The organism is Hymenobacter sp. (genome assembly GCF_036387835.1).
GTDB lineage: Bacteria > Bacteroidota > Bacteroidia > Cytophagales > Hymenobacteraceae > Hymenobacter.
Genome location: NZ_DASVSY010000011.1, coordinates 29,874 through 43,438, shown reverse-complemented (window position 1 = coordinate 43,438; position 13,565 = coordinate 29,874). Strand labels below are relative to the sequence as shown.

Below are 13,565 nucleotides of genomic sequence, written 5' to 3'. Positions count from 1 at the left end.
GCCTGCTTCCTGTAATGCTACTCATGCCACCACTGCGTCGGCAGCGGCCCGTCGGCAATGTTAATGCGCTGGCCGGGGGCGGGCAGCAACAGCGGCACCTCGGGGCTTGCAGCGGCCACCAACCAGTCGGCTGGCTCGTGCCAACCATGGAAAGCCAGGTTGAAGGTGGCCCAATGCAAAGGCAGCAACGCCCCGCCGCCCAGGGCTTGGTGTGCTACCAGCGCCTCGTCGGGGCCCATGTGAATGGCGGCCCACTGCTCGTCATAGGCCCCGATTTCCAGCATCACCAGGTTGAAAGGCCCGTAAGCAGCCCCTATTTCCCGGAAACCCGTTTCAAAAGGCCCCGAGTCGCCCCCAAAGAAAGCGCGATGCTTAGGGCCAAGAATGCACCAAGACGCCCATAACGTATCGTTGCGGGTGAGGCTACGGCCGGAGAAATGCCGGGCCGGCGTGGCAATCAGCGTATGCCCTTGACCAACCGCAATTTCCTGCCACCAGTTTAGCTCGTGAACCTGACTGCCAGCCACTCCCCACCGGCGCAAGTGCCCTCCTACTCCTAATGGGCAGAAAAACGGCACACCCGTTTTAGCTAGCTCCCGAATAGCGTCTTTATCGAGGTGGTCGTAGTGGTCGTGGGAAAGAATAACCCCATCCAGAGTCGGCAAATCGGTTAGGGGCAGCGGCGGCGCAAAAAACCGCTTCGGCCCTAGTGCCACCGGCGAGGCCCGCAACCGCCAGACCGGGTCGGTAAGAAACCGCTTGCCATCAAGCTCAAGCAGTGTGCTGGAATGGCCAAACCACGTCACGCGCAATGCCTCGGCTGGTACGGGCTCGGCCAAGAGGACCGCATCGGCCCGAAACGGCCCCAGCGGCCGGCGCGGCACCCGCTCTTGTTTGCCAAGGAGTTGCCGCCGCAGCATCAACCCATAGTCCGCGGACATACTGGTGGGCACGGTGTTCGAGTATCTTTTGCCGTCGAAGCGGGAAGGAGTTTTCATGCGCAAGGCCAAGGATGAGCTATTACCTTACACAAACGCCTGAAGCCGCCGTTTACTTTAACCTAATCCACACAAAATGGTCGTCTGCGGACCTTATTTCAACAGCCCCCGCGCTACCGGCAAGGCCTGCTGCGCCCACTGCTGCATGTGCTTGCCAGAGTAATGCAGTCGGTCGCTGGCAAACTGCGTCGCATCGCCAGCGGCCGAACGGGTGAACGGCGTGATATCAACAAAGGCAATACCCGCCTGTCGGCATTCGTCCTGCGCTACGTTGTTGAACTGGTCGATTTCCCGGCTAATCTGCGCTTGGTCGTAGCCTTGTCCGTACGGCGACCGGCCCCAATCGGGAATAGACAGCACCATCACCTTGTTCTGCCGATTGCCCGCAAACCGAATAGCAGTTCGCAGCAACTCCCGAAACTCTTGCCGGTAGTTGGCCACCGGCAGCCCGCGGTACTGGTTGTTGACCCCGATCAACAAGGATACCAGGCTATACGTCTTCTGATTCCCCGATGACTGAATGGCACTTTGCAGGTCTGTGGTCGTCCAGCCGGTGCGGGCAATGATGTCGGGCGTGGCAAGGCCTTCGGGCCTCGCTAATTGCGCTAGCTGCACGCTCCATCGGTCCATTTCCGGCACGCCTTCCCCAATGGTGTAGGAGTCGCCGAGCGAGAGAAAGGTACTGGTGGTACTGGTAGTAGGCCCGGTTGGGGGTGGCGTGTAGGGCTGCGGGTCGTTGGCTGGCTTCACACAACTGCCAGCAAGCCACAACAGGGAAAGCAATACTACGCGCACAATCATAAGATGCCAGGTTTAGAAACCGCATATACGCCACCTCACGTCACTCAGATTGGCAACGCCCCAGCAACGTATGGGTTGTTCTGGCCAGGCAGGAAAGCCCTGCTTTCTACTGCACCCGGTAAATCATTCCCAGACGCAACGTACGGGAGTACACAGATTCATTATTCCCATACTGGCCGCCTCGATAACTAACCAAGCCGTGCGCATAGCCAGCCGTTATGCCAACCCGCTGGTACCAGGCCGTTATCTCGGCATGCAAGCGAAAGTCACCCCGGTTTTCTTTATAGGATTCTTGGTTTACCTTCCAGGGGGTGCCATTATTATAGTCGAAGCTGCCGCTGCCCTTATTTTTCATGCCAAAAACATATGCCGCTTCCGGCCCGGCCAGCAGATCCAGGTTCACCGCTCCTACTTGGAAGCGATGCCCTGCACCCAGGAACACCGTCAGATTTTGAGTGACCAGGTTAGTGGTGCCATCAGCTGTATATGTGCCTATGTAGGCACTACTATACGGGCTAGGTGAGTAATCCACTTGCTTGACTGCTGCCCGGCTGCGCATCCGGTCGTAGCCGATATCCAAAGTGGTTAGGCCATTGCCCTGGCTAACGTGCTGCATCCGCCCGCCTAGCGTGAATCCTGTGCCTACTTTCCGGCCATAAGGATTAGAGATGGAGCCATTAGGCCCCGTACCCAGATTGTCGGCGTAGTAGCTGACACTGGAAACCGCTTCCGCGCCATGGCCACCAAACCAAAACAACCCGAGGCCGGCCCGGCCACTATACTCTGTGTGCTGCGCAGCCACAGGTCCCGCCAGACCCACTAATAATGAAAACAGTATAGTTTGCTTCATAAACAGGAGAATACAAATAGCCCGACACAAGCGCAGGCTCTCCTGGAGGAGAGCCTGCGCTTGTAAAAGGTTGCATTGCCAGCACCTCATTATTTCAGCTGTGCGTGCCGCATTTGATTAACCGATAGCCTGCCGCAAATCCTCCAGCAAATCTTCGATATCCTCGATACCCACGCTCAAGCGAATCAGCGAGTCGGAAAGGCCGGCCTTACGGCGCTCTTCGGCCGGAATGCTGGCGTGCGTCATGCTGGCGGGGTGACCCGAGAGGCTTTCGACGCCGCCAAGGCTTTCGGCCAGCGTGAAGAGTTCCAGTTTTTCGAGCACGGCTACGGCATCTTCCATCTTGTCGCCTTTCAGCACAAAGGAAATCATGCCCCCAAAGTCGCGCATCTGGCGGGCAGCGGCTTCGTGGTTGGGATGGTCGGGGAAGCCGGGCCAGAACACTTTTTCCACTTTGGGGTGCGTCTTGAGGTATTCAGCCACGGCGCGGCCGTTTTCGCAGTGGCGCTGCATCCGGATGTGCAGGGTTTTGAGGCCGCGCAGCACCAGGAAGCAGTCCTGAGGGCCGGGCGTGCCGCCGCAGGCATTTTGCAGGAAGCGCAGCCGCTCGTGCAGCTCGTCGTCCTGCACCACAATGGCGCCCATCACCACATCGGAGTGGCCGCCCATGTACTTGGTGAGCGAGTGCATCACCATGTCGGCGCCGAGGTCCAGCGGGGTTTGCAGGTAAGGCGTCGAGAAGGTGTTGTCTACCACCAGCAGCGCGCCGGCCTTCTTGGCTACCGCCGAAGCCGCCGCAATATCAATCACGTTGAGCAGCGGGTTGGTAGGCGTTTCCACCCAGATCAACCGGGTGCGCTCGGTCACGGCCGCTTCTACGGCCGTCATATCGTGCATGGGCACGAAATGGAACTTGATGCCGTAGTTAGCGAATACCTTGGTGAAGATACGGTAAGACCCACCGTACAGGTCGTTGGTGCTGATTACCTCGTCGCCGGGCTGCAGTAGCTTCACAATGGCGTCGATGGCGGCCATACCCGAGGCAAAGGCCAGGCCATGCTTGCCGTTTTCCAGCGCGGCCACTGCGTTTTGGAGCTGCGTGCGGGTCGGGTTGTGGGTGCGCGAATACTCGTAGCCTTTGTGGTCGCCGGGCGAGCGTTGCACATAGGTCGAGGTCTGATAGATAGGCGTCATGATGGCCCCGGTTTCGGGGTCAGGATGCACGCCGGCATGAATGGCTTTGGTTCCGAATTTCATGTGGGATCTTACGAGGCTAGGGAGGTAAGTACTAGGAGCGGCAAAGGTAGAAATACGCGGGTCTTTCCCACGCGGCCCTTACAACAGGCACCGCCAGCAAATAGCTCTGTGCCGAGCGATTTATTTTTCAGAAAGTAGATAAGCTCATCGTGCACCTTACAGGGTATGTTTCTACCTTGCCGGTAAATTTTCATTTACTTTTTACTATTCATTCTGCTTGAAAAAACTTCTACTCCTATTCGCCTTTGTGGGTGCACATCTTTCCCTGCTTGCCGCCCCTGCTCCCGCCGACTCCGTAGACCGTGAACAGGCCTACATCGACTCTGTACAAGCGACCCTCAAGTACCAAACCGGCCACATTACCTTCCCCGACAATCTGGGTTCCATCAATGTGCCGAAGGGTTTTCGCTACCTCGATGCCCGCCAAAGCAAGTACGTGCTGACTGAGCTTTGGGGCAACCCCAAGAGCGAGTCGCTGGGCATGCTGTTCCCGGCTGATCGGGGGCCGCTCGACGACAATAACTGGGCTTTCGACATTGAATTCGACCCCTCGGGTTACGTGGAAGACAAGGATGCGGCCGACATCGACTACGACGATCTGCTAAGGAAATGAGATTATTGCGGCAGTAGTAGCCACTGGCTGGACTGCTATTCGCCGTTTCTTCGGTGGCAAAACGGCCGACGAGTAAGCGGCTCCCATCGGAAGCACAGCCTTCCGCGCCGTTATTACGTTCTTACCTTCGGGCCGGCCGCACAGAGCCGGCCCGTTTGTTTTCAATGCCTATGGCTTTCATCCGCGAGCTTTTTCAGAAGAATGCTTCCACCTTATTGTCTATGTTTCTGCTGGTGGCCCTGCCGGTGGTAGGGAGTTCTTCGCTCAGCTATGTGCTTTACCGCAACCAGGCCTTGCTAGAGCACCTCACGTTCGGCCAAAGCCTGCTGTACTTCAGCCTCATTGCCTTCACCATGGCGTTTGCCATCACGCCTACCACGTTTGTAGCCTTGGTCACCGGTTTCTACCTCGGTTGGGCTGGCTTGCCGGGCATGGTGCTGGCTTACGCGCTGGCCGCGCTAGTGGGCTACCAGGTAGCCGCCTCCCTCGACCACGGCAAGATGCTGCAGTTTCTGCACCACTTTCCTAAAGCCGACGCCGTGATGCGCGAACTAAAACACGACAGCTGGCAGCTCATCATCCTGACGCGCATTTCGCCGGTGCTGCCCTTCGCCCTGATGACGTTCGTGCTGGCCGTAATGCGCGTAGACCGCCGCCGTTTTCTGCTGGCCTCGGTGGTGGGTATGCTGCCGCGCAGCTTGTTTTTTTACTGGCTCGGCACCAAAGCGCAGGACGTATTCTCCCTCCTGAAAGACCCCGATACCGGCACGGCGGGTAAACTACTTGTCATTGGGCTGGTGGCTGTGTCCTTGTTTGGGCTGTACTTTTTGTTTAACCGGGCCCTCAAACGGGCTTTAAACGGCCGGACTGAGAAAGAGCTATAAAAATTTAAAACTGACTTTCAGTGGCTTGCATCCTAAACAGAAAGAATTTCAACTTAAATGCGGCGCCAAGCTTGCCCAACTAAAATTTAAGCTACTATCTTTGTGCTCCGCAAAGGGAAAAGGTTGTGTAGCTCAATTGGATAGAGCATCTGACTACGAATCAGAAGGTTTAAGGTTCGACTCCTTACACGACCACAGTTAATTACCCCCGGAAACCCCGGAAAGTCGCTAATCAGGTAACTGAAGCGGTTTTCTGGGGTTTTTGCATTTGGCCCGGACCCACTTTACTACCTGGTTTCAACTTATCTAAACCCCCAAATGCGCCCCCAACCACACCCCCAATTCCAACCCCCATGACGGTACAATTTGAACGCCGCACTGACCGGCCGGACGCAGCCGGGCGCTGCACCATTCACCTGCGGGCCTATTTCGACGGACAGCGCCTGCGCTTAGTGACTCGTGAAAAATGCCTGGCCTCGGAGTGGCAGACCGATAAACAGAAGTTTCGGCGCTCCAAGCCGGGCTTTCAGGAAGCCAACGAATACCTGGACAGCTTGGCGGCGCGGGTTCAGGCAGCTTACCGGCAGCTGCGCACTTCGGGTATTGAGCCCACGCCGGAAGACCTGAAAGCGGCGCTGGCCCCTCCCGCCCCCGTTGAGAAGCCCAAAGCGGTGCCAGTGCTGCCGCTGATAGAGTTGTTTGATGAATACCGTCTGGCCCTGGCAGCGCGGGGGCGGCGGGCCAGCACATTGAAGGGCGTAAAAACTACGCGCAACCTGATGGAGCAATTCGAGGGGAAGCTAAAGCGTAAGCTGACGTTGGCGGCCTATGACGTGGCCATGCACGACCGGCTTTTAGGCTTTCTGCGGAATGAAAAGAAGCTAGCCCAAAACTCCATTTGGAAAGTCGTCAAGCACATCAAGGCCCTGCTGGCCTACCTTGGGGAGGACCGGGGGCTGACGCTGGCCCTGAAAGTGCGGCAGTTGAAAGCGGCGTGGGTGGACGTGGACAAGGTGTATTTGCTGGCTTCGGACCTCAAACTATTGGAAGCGGCTGCGTTGCCGGCGGGGCTGGTGCGGACGCGGGACGCCTTTCTGTTTTGCTGCTATACGGGACTGCGCTACTCGGACTTAGCTGAGTTGCGCGAAGGAAATTTGCACGAATGGAGTGGGGCGCGGGTGCTGCGGCTGACGCAAACCAAAACGCGCACGTCGGTGAGCATCTACCTGACGGCTGCGGCCTCGGCGTTATTGGACAAGTACCGGGACACGGGTCAGCGGCTGATGCCGGTAATGGCCAACCAGGTGATGAATCGAAATCTAAAGAAGATTAGTGAACTGGCGGGGCTGCGAGAGATGATAGAAGTAGTGACGACAGAATTGGGTGAGGTGGTGAAGCGGCAAGTACCCAAGCATGAGCTGGTGACGATGCACACGGCGCGCCACACGTTTGCGACGCAAAGCCTGCTGCGGGGCATGGCAATGGAGGTACTGCAGAAGGTCATGGGGCATACCCGGATTCAGACGACCATGATTTACGCCAAGATTATTGAAGACTTCCAGCATCAAGAGATGCGGCGCATTTGGGACGGGGAGGCAGTGGCCGCCATTGCCGCCGTGCCGGAAGTTTGCCAAGTGCTGCTGGCCGCTTAGAGGGGCAAGCTGACAAGTGGGTTAATAGTGAAACGCCCGGCTGGAGCTTGCTCCGGGTCGGGCGTCTCTATGGGCGGCAGCTAATGAGGGCGGCACGTGGCAGGTAGGGCTTACCCTGGGTTTAGGTACGGGCGAGCTATGGGGAAGCCTGGGCCGGCTGCTACGCGGACCTTGGATTGAGGGCACGGGAAACCTCGGCCTCATCGAGGCCGGTGAGCTGGCAGAAGTCCTGCACCGTGACCAGGGCCCCGGCCGGCTTGCCGGCGGCTTGGCGGGCGCGGCGGACCAGGCGCTTGGCGGCGTCGTAGCTGCGGCCGGTGAGTTGGGCCACGTCTTTTGGATAGATGCAGATGCGTGGCATAGGGATGGATGGGCGCAAACAGGGTTAGTTCGGGCGCGAGGCTTGGTTAGTCAAAAATAGTAGATGAATTTTGGTTCACAATTGCGCACAGGGCTATTTACGCACTCTGAACGACAATTAAAATCATTCACTTCATCAATTTCTTTTTACTATGGCTCAACAAACCGGCATTTTGGGCATTCAGGGCACCGTAGGGGGCCTCGTATTTGCCAAAGACGGAAGCATCCGGCAAAAGCCGGCTTCCAACAAAGCCAAGTACCTGACAGCGGCTAGCATGGCCCGTACTCGGGAGAACACGGCGGAATTTGGCCAGGCAGCCAAGTATAGCAAGGCGGTGCGTGATTCATTGCGCGTGGCCATTGCCTCGGCCAGCGACAGCCGCGTAGCCTCGCGCCTCACCAAGTTGATGCGCGAAGTCATCGGCCTCGACGACACCAACGACCGGGGCCTACGGGTATTCGACGCCAGCAACTCGGCGCCCTTGCTTGGCTTCAACTTCAACGCGGGGGCGGGCATCGGTCAGACGATGTACTTCCCGTATGAGGTAACCGGCAACGGTGCAGATGTGACGATGACCATCCCGAGCCTAAATCCGGCCAGCGACATTGCCGCTCCGCAGGGGACGACTCACTTCGAGGTGGTATTCGCGGTATCGTCGGTGGACATGGAGGCCCTGACCTTCACGAATGCTGTGGTGGCGGCTCCGCTAGGCATCTTGGCGGTAAACAGCGTGGCGCTAGCCAACCAAGCGCTGGTAGCCAGCTTCCCGGCGGCTCCGCCTGCGGCTAACCTGGTGGTGGGCGTAGTGGGCATCAACTTCTACCAGCAGGTAAACGGCAAGTTCTACCCGCTCAACAACAACAGCACCAACCCGCTGGCCATTGAGTACGTGGCCTAGCCTTGGGCATCCTCGAACCTGAAACGGCCAGCCGGCAGCGGCTGGCCGTTTTTCATTATCTACTTCTCTTCCACTTTTCAACATCTTTTTATCATGGCACTTACGGCCTATCAAGCTCAATTCAAGCGGCGCATGAAGCGCGCTATCAGCCTACGGGCCAAAGCAGACCAGAAGGCCCGGCGCTATACCAAGCTGCTCTCGGATGCCATCGGCGCGGCCGAAGACGCAGCCATGCAGATGAACGCGCTGAACCAGCTCTACAACGTGGACGTGAGCACCTACACCCTGCTCACGCAGGCACTGCACGCCAACAGCGGGCAGGAAGTGCTGGAGGACCATTTGGCCCAAAGCACGCCCGGCGAGGAAGTGGTATTGTTCAACCAGGTGCCGGATGGCAACGGCGGACAGCCATTGCCTAATGACCCGCTGTTTGGGGAGTTGGTGACGGGTACGCCCAATACACCGCCGGCGCAGACAGCGAAGGCTTCGGCTGTAAAAGCAGCTCCCGCGCCGGTTGTGCTACCAGAGGCTGAAACGGCTACGACTGATTCAGCCGTGCCAAGTCTGCAGGAGACGGTGAGCAACTAGCGACTAACTTCCTCTACTAATACTAAATCAAAAAGCCCACTGGCAAGTTGCCAGCGGGCTTTTTTTGTTTACTTTAATCAGTAGCTCACTTCCTAGGTCGTCTTGGTATAAATACCTTTCCGGTACCGAAGCTGTAGCATAAAACCAATAGTTCGCCGAGGCTAAACCACGTGACTGATATTAATACCGAACTCGAAAAATGCGTTACAGCTTTGAAGCAGCTGATGGCTGCTTCGGCTACCTCGGAAGTTACCGGAATGATATACCTCTCACGTATGAGGTTCTTGGGTAGCGAAGACCGGAAAAGGCCCAATGCGCTCCGGCTGCATTCGCCGGCCCGGCAGCAAGCATTTCTGTTGGGCCTGCTGCTAGCTACGGAGGAACCTGCCGAACCGGAAGAATTTGGTTCTGCGGAATGGGAAGAATGTATCAGCCTGCTCAACGATGCCTTTGGCATATACGAGCAGCTTTTCTTACCCGATAAACCGGGCGAGCAGGGCGAGGAATGGTGGCATACCCGCAGGGTAGCGGGACCGGTCTTTCTGCATTATTTCAATACCAGTCTCATTGCGACCGGAGAGCAAATTAGGGCTCGTATTAAAGATTACTGCGTGCCTTTCGATGCGGAACTGGTGGCGGCGACTGGTATATCGGCCAGTGACTCTTTGCGGATGATGACCTTTGTTGCGGAAACTATCCAAGATAATATCCGGGTGATGGAGCAGCTTCAGCCCAAATTAGAAGGCGAGCAGAAGCGGTTTTTTAAAAGCGGGGACTTTCTACGCCGCGATGACCCCGACTATCCGGAGTTTATGCGGGAGCATTACCCGATACTGGACGGCTATTTTTCGCGTTTTCCCCGGCAGGGCCAAATTGCACGCGCCGAATTGCAAGCAGCATTTCCGGAGCAGGCCGACGCCTTTTGGGCGCATTATGCCATCGGCCGTGGGCAGGGGCTTCCCTTGGAGTATCCTACTGAAGATTCGGTCTTCGATTTTAAGCCGCTGGTGGTCCTTGATGAGCAATATGCCAGCTGCCCTTCCGCGAATAACCTGTTTGAGGCAATTTTGCGGGCCTGCGAGGTAGCGTTGGACAATAGCCCGGCCCGCAGAAGTGTCTTCAAACACCGGGATAAGGTGCTGGAACAAGAGGGGCTAATTCAATTCAAACGATTGGTAGGTCCTGATGCACAGATTTTCAGTTCGGTCTATGAAACCCCAAAGGCACACAATGAGCATGATTTGCTTATTGTGCTGAATGACACAGTGCTGATAGTTGAAGCAAAGGCAAGTCCGCCCATCGAGCCTTCCCGCCTTCCGGAGAGAGCTTATGAGCGGTTAAGGCAAAGCTTCCGAAAAGATACTGGGATTCAAAAAGGTTTTGAGCAAGCAGCCCGGATACGGCGGCGTCTAGATGCCGGTGAAACTGTCGCGCTTTATGATAAAGCGGGTGCACTAGTCACTACCTTGAATCCACAGATTCACACGGAATGCTTTTGTATCTGCCTGACTCGGGATGACTTCGGACATCTGGCAACTAACCTAAGCTTACTGCTTGAAAAAGAGCCAGCGGAGCCGTACCCCTGGGCGGTCAACATCTGGGATTTAGAAGCAATGGCTGATGCCTGGTCTTTTCTCAATTGGGATTTTGATAAGCTAAAGCAGTACCTGCGCCAACGTGAGCAGGTGCACGGCCGTGTGCTGGGTAGCGACGAGTTGGAATTTGTCGGCGCATTCATTCATCACGACAGATTAGACATTGGCCGCGAACAAGGAGCTGATTTTGTACAGTTAAATCCGGGATACTCCGACTTTTTTGACGATTTACACGACCATCTAAAACTTGGTGCGCCGGCTCCAAATCATAAGGTTATCAAACCGGTCATGATGAACCTGCGCGAAAGCCTGAAGGCTGGCCAGCCAGTCTTTGTAGACGAACAGGGCCAAGTCGATATTCGCAAGAAGATGCGACGCAACGACCCCTGTTTTTGCGGTTCTGGTATCAAGTACAAGAAATGCCATGGCATGTAGTCATTGCATGGATGAGAAGCCTTTCATGCGCTCCACCATGCAACAGATTTCAAGCTAACGTGACAAATAAAGAAGCCCGCTTGCAGCTTGCTAGCGGGCTTCTTTATGGAAAAGTCGGTGGGCATAAGCTGTTAGCTCAGGTCCTGTATGCGAGCCTCGGGGGCTTCGCGCAGCACTACCTGGATGCCATTATCACGAGATTGAGCGGTGGTGTATTTTTCGCTGCGGCCGATGATTTCGCCGTTTGCGGCAACGTGGTTGAAACCGTACTGGCCAGCGGTGAAGAAGGACTCGAAGCGGCTGGGCTGGCAATTGGCTTTCACGGCGCGGATGCCGTTTTCGCAGCTGGCTTTAGCAGTGTAACCCTCGCTGGACTGCACTATTTCACCATTGTTGGCGCGTAGGCGGTACCAGAACTGGCCGCTTTTCGCAAATATTTCAAAGGATGCCATGAGGAGAAGGAAGTTAAGCATGAATGGAATGGTAGCAAATTAGGCGGCCTGCGCCAATGGTTCAGCTATTATCAGAGGTGCGGTAGCTTGGGGCAAGCGGTGGGCTTGTTGGGCATGATGCCGAAGCAACGTGCTGTACTTTTTACGGCCCTGCTCGATGAGGCCGGGCGTGGCCGTTAGCTCGACACGCCAAACGTCGTGCGGGGCCTTCTTCTGCACGCCGATGATGAGGAAGCGCGTGGCCCCGAGCACGTCTAGGTAGAGGGCGGCTTGGCGGTCGTAGTCGTACTTCTCGATGGTAGTTAGGAAGTGGGGCAGGTCGGGGCTGCTAGTGGTTTTGAAGTCAATGAGCGTGAGCTGGCGGCCGGCGCGGCTGCGCACTAGCAAGTCAGGACGGAGCTTCACCCCTACCCCCGTGGCGGTGTGGGTGGCCGTGTAAGACTGTTCAGCCTGGCCCCGGTAAAGCAGGTCACGGCAGTAGCGTTGGCGGCGCACCTGGCGGGCTAGCATTTCCAGGTCGGCCCACTTGATGCCGCGCTCGTCGGTGCGCGCGTAGTGCGGGGGCTCCAGCACGGCAGTATGAAAGTGACTACCATAGGACAGCGCCACGGGGTTAAGCTGGCGGGGCTGGCCCAAAAGACGGTTTTTGAGGGTTGATAGGTCGGTATTGCTGACTTGGGACAGGGCGCGGTGCTGGGCCTGGGTCAGGTCGGGGTGATGCGTGAGGGCGTGAAACATGATGGGGCAATTATTAAGGAATGAGGAGTAGCCAGATGGGGCCGCCCGGCCCTGATTTGGTCGGGCGGCCCGCAGTGCCGCTAGGCAGCGAGAGGCAAGGGAGCCGGCTCGGCAGCTGGCTCGGGGCTGGGGCTATTGGGGTCGTCCTCAGCGGGCACAGTGTAGCCGTGCTGGATGCGCATATCGGCCGCTCCGGTATAGGTTTCGGCGCGCCAGATGGGAAAGTCACGGGCGAAGTCGCGGCGGGCAGCTACCTCGGCCGCGTCGGCGGCTTCGTAGCTGAATTGGGCAATGTAGTAGGTCGCGGTCTTGCCTTCTTTCGTGGTCTGCTTCTTCTCGGCGGTGACTTTCACCGTCACATCGGCCAGGGTCAGGTCGTCGTAAAACAGCGGCTCAATGAGCCGATATAGGTTTTCGACGCTGTAGCCGTGAAACAACACAGCGCAAATAGCGCCCTTGTCATCGGCAAAAAACAGCTCGGCCCACAGCTTGCGGCCCATGTTCAGAATGTCATCCTGGAAAATGCGCCAGGCCAGCGGAATAAAGGAAAGCGAGTTGCCCAACGGCACGGTGCCGTTGATGTTGAACTGGCCGGCTTTGGCGTCGAAACGGACTTGGCGCGGGTGGCCGGGCAGGTAGCGGAAGCGCGACACCTGCACGACTTCGCCCGTGGCCTCGTCCAGCTTCTCGGTGAGGTAAGCGGGTAGGGCGGCGGCCGAGTTGGTGAGGGTCATGGTGGGGGCCGCTACTTCTTCGGTGGTAGCGCTGCGCTGGGGTTTGGCTTTGATGGACATGATGGTAATGATTGGGGATGAGTGAAAAAGTGGGGCCGTTAGCGGCCGGCCCCTTCGCCGGTTGGCTATCTGAATTGCTTGTCGTGGCAGAGGATGGCGCGGCCCACAATAGAATCGTGGCCCCGTGCGGCGGGCTGGTGCTGGTGCCAGAGGTAGGTAGCCAGCAGGTTGAGGTAGGCTGGGTTGCGGAACTTGCCCTCGTCGTCGATTATCAAAATCAACTCGGGCGTGAGGCGCACCACATCGACTAGCTGGCAATCCAGCAGGGCGTATAACTCGTCCAGCTTGAAGCTGCGGCCGTTTTTGGGGCTGACCGGCTGCGGCGTGGCGCTGTGCGGGTCGAGCAAATGGGGTTGATAAGTAGTAACTGTTTGGGGCATGATGGGGCGGTGATGTGGGGCCACCCGGCTTGGCGGCTCCTGGTTAGAAAATGAGTTTTAGTAGCCTTCGACCTCGAACATCATCTGCTCGTATTCGCCGTCCTCCCACCCTTCTTGCTCCTGCTCGTGGTAGTAGGCTTGGCGCTCCCACTCGGCTTGCTGCTCGTAGTAAGCGGCCTGGGCTTCATCAGCGGCCATTTCATCGCCGCTGAGGCCGTTTAGCTCGGCCTCGGTTGGTTCGTACTGCATGAAAAAAGGACTTAGCTTCG

16 protein-coding genes and 1 tRNA gene are annotated in these 13,565 nt (G+C 57.2%); 7 read left to right on the top strand and 10 right to left on the bottom strand.

Features of this window, described 5'->3' with window-relative positions:
* Window positions 1-17: 17 nt before the first annotated feature.
* The 4 genes from VF639_RS02460 to VF639_RS02445 form a co-directional block, all read right to left on the bottom strand.
* Window positions 18-998 carry an MBL fold metallo-hydrolase gene (locus VF639_RS02460; RefSeq protein ID WP_331144294.1) on the bottom strand — a complete coding sequence of 327 codons (981 nt, stop codon included), beginning with the start codon at window positions 996-998 and terminating at the stop codon, window positions 18-20.
* 93 nt (window positions 999-1,091) lie between these two features.
* Window positions 1,092-1,799 carry an SGNH/GDSL hydrolase family protein gene (locus VF639_RS02455; RefSeq protein ID WP_331144293.1) on the bottom strand — a complete coding sequence of 236 codons (708 nt, stop codon included), beginning with the start codon at window positions 1,797-1,799 and terminating at the stop codon, window positions 1,092-1,094.
* Window positions 1,800-1,905: 106 nt separating this feature from the next.
* Window positions 1,906-2,649 carry a hypothetical protein gene (locus VF639_RS02450; RefSeq protein WP_331144292.1) on the bottom strand — a complete coding sequence of 248 codons (744 nt, stop codon included), beginning with the start codon at window positions 2,647-2,649 and terminating at the stop codon, window positions 1,906-1,908.
* A gap of 117 nt (window positions 2,650-2,766) precedes the next feature.
* A complete protein-coding gene (locus tag VF639_RS02445) occupies window positions 2,767-3,906 on the bottom strand; it encodes a cystathionine gamma-synthase (RefSeq protein ID WP_331144291.1) in 1,140 nt (379 codons plus the stop codon).
* A 217-nt stretch (window positions 3,907-4,123) separates the two neighbouring features.
* On the opposite strand from VF639_RS02445, the gene VF639_RS02440 reads away from it, so the two are divergent.
* The 4 genes from VF639_RS02440 (at window position 4,124) to VF639_RS02425 (ending at window position 7,055) form a co-directional block, all read left to right on the top strand.
* Window positions 4,124-4,519 (top strand): DUF2167 domain-containing protein, encoded by a 396-nt coding sequence (locus VF639_RS02440; RefSeq protein WP_331144290.1) that lies wholly within the window; start codon window positions 4,124-4,126, stop codon window positions 4,517-4,519.
* 170 nt (window positions 4,520-4,689) lie between these two features.
* Window positions 4,690-5,403: a TVP38/TMEM64 family protein gene (locus tag VF639_RS02435; RefSeq protein ID WP_331144289.1), complete on the top strand. Its 714-nt coding sequence runs from the start codon at window positions 4,690-4,692 to the stop codon at window positions 5,401-5,403.
* A 121-nt stretch (window positions 5,404-5,524) separates the two neighbouring features.
* Window positions 5,525-5,598, top strand: a tRNA-Arg gene (locus VF639_RS02430).
* A 158-nt stretch (window positions 5,599-5,756) separates the two neighbouring features.
* Window positions 5,757-7,055 (top strand): site-specific integrase, encoded by a 1,299-nt coding sequence (locus tag VF639_RS02425; protein ID WP_331144288.1) that lies wholly within the window; start codon window positions 5,757-5,759, stop codon window positions 7,053-7,055.
* Between the two features lie 160 nt (window positions 7,056-7,215).
* Here VF639_RS02425 and VF639_RS02420 read toward each other — a convergent pair whose 3' ends face one another.
* Window positions 7,216-7,416 carry a hypothetical protein gene (locus VF639_RS02420; RefSeq protein WP_331144287.1) on the bottom strand — a complete coding sequence of 67 codons (201 nt, stop codon included), beginning with the start codon at window positions 7,414-7,416 and terminating at the stop codon, window positions 7,216-7,218.
* A 151-nt stretch (window positions 7,417-7,567) separates the two neighbouring features.
* Between VF639_RS02420 and VF639_RS02415 the strand changes: the two genes are divergently transcribed.
* The 3 genes from VF639_RS02415 to VF639_RS02405 all read left to right on the top strand — a co-directional run bounded on the left by VF639_RS02415 (window position 7,568) and on the right by VF639_RS02405 (window position 10,932).
* On the top strand, window positions 7,568-8,314 hold the full coding sequence (locus VF639_RS02415) for a hypothetical protein (protein ID WP_331144286.1): 747 nt from the start codon (window positions 7,568-7,570) through the stop codon (window positions 8,312-8,314).
* Window positions 8,315-8,407: 93 nt separating this feature from the next.
* Complete coding sequence (locus tag VF639_RS02410) at window positions 8,408-8,902, top strand: hypothetical protein (protein WP_331144285.1); 495 nt, start codon at window positions 8,408-8,410, stop codon at window positions 8,900-8,902.
* 170 nt (window positions 8,903-9,072) lie between these two features.
* Window positions 9,073-10,932, top strand: coding sequence for a YecA family protein (locus tag VF639_RS02405; RefSeq protein ID WP_331144284.1), 1,860 nt, complete (start codon window positions 9,073-9,075; stop codon window positions 10,930-10,932).
* 131 nt (window positions 10,933-11,063) lie between these two features.
* Here the strand turns inward: VF639_RS02405 and VF639_RS02400 are convergent, their stop codons facing one another.
* From VF639_RS02400 to VF639_RS02380, 5 genes are all read right to left on the bottom strand, one after another.
* On the bottom strand, window positions 11,064-11,384 hold the full coding sequence (locus tag VF639_RS02400; protein WP_331144283.1) for a YegP family protein: 321 nt from the start codon (window positions 11,382-11,384) through the stop codon (window positions 11,064-11,066).
* A gap of 39 nt (window positions 11,385-11,423) precedes the next feature.
* On the bottom strand, window positions 11,424-12,122 hold the full coding sequence (locus VF639_RS02395) for a PD-(D/E)XK nuclease-like domain-containing protein (RefSeq protein WP_331144282.1): 699 nt from the start codon (window positions 12,120-12,122) through the stop codon (window positions 11,424-11,426).
* Window positions 12,123-12,202: 80 nt separating this feature from the next.
* Window positions 12,203-12,916, bottom strand: a complete 714-nt coding sequence (locus tag VF639_RS02390; protein ID WP_331144281.1) for a hypothetical protein — start codon at window positions 12,914-12,916, stop codon at window positions 12,203-12,205.
* 65 nt (window positions 12,917-12,981) lie between these two features.
* Entirely contained in the window at window positions 12,982-13,296 is a 315-nt protein-coding gene (locus VF639_RS02385) for a DUF3846 domain-containing protein (protein WP_331144280.1), read from the bottom strand.
* Window positions 13,297-13,353: 57 nt separating this feature from the next.
* Window positions 13,354-13,545, bottom strand: a complete 192-nt coding sequence (locus tag VF639_RS02380; RefSeq protein WP_331144279.1) for a hypothetical protein — start codon at window positions 13,543-13,545, stop codon at window positions 13,354-13,356.
* Window positions 13,546-13,565 lie beyond the last annotated feature (20 nt).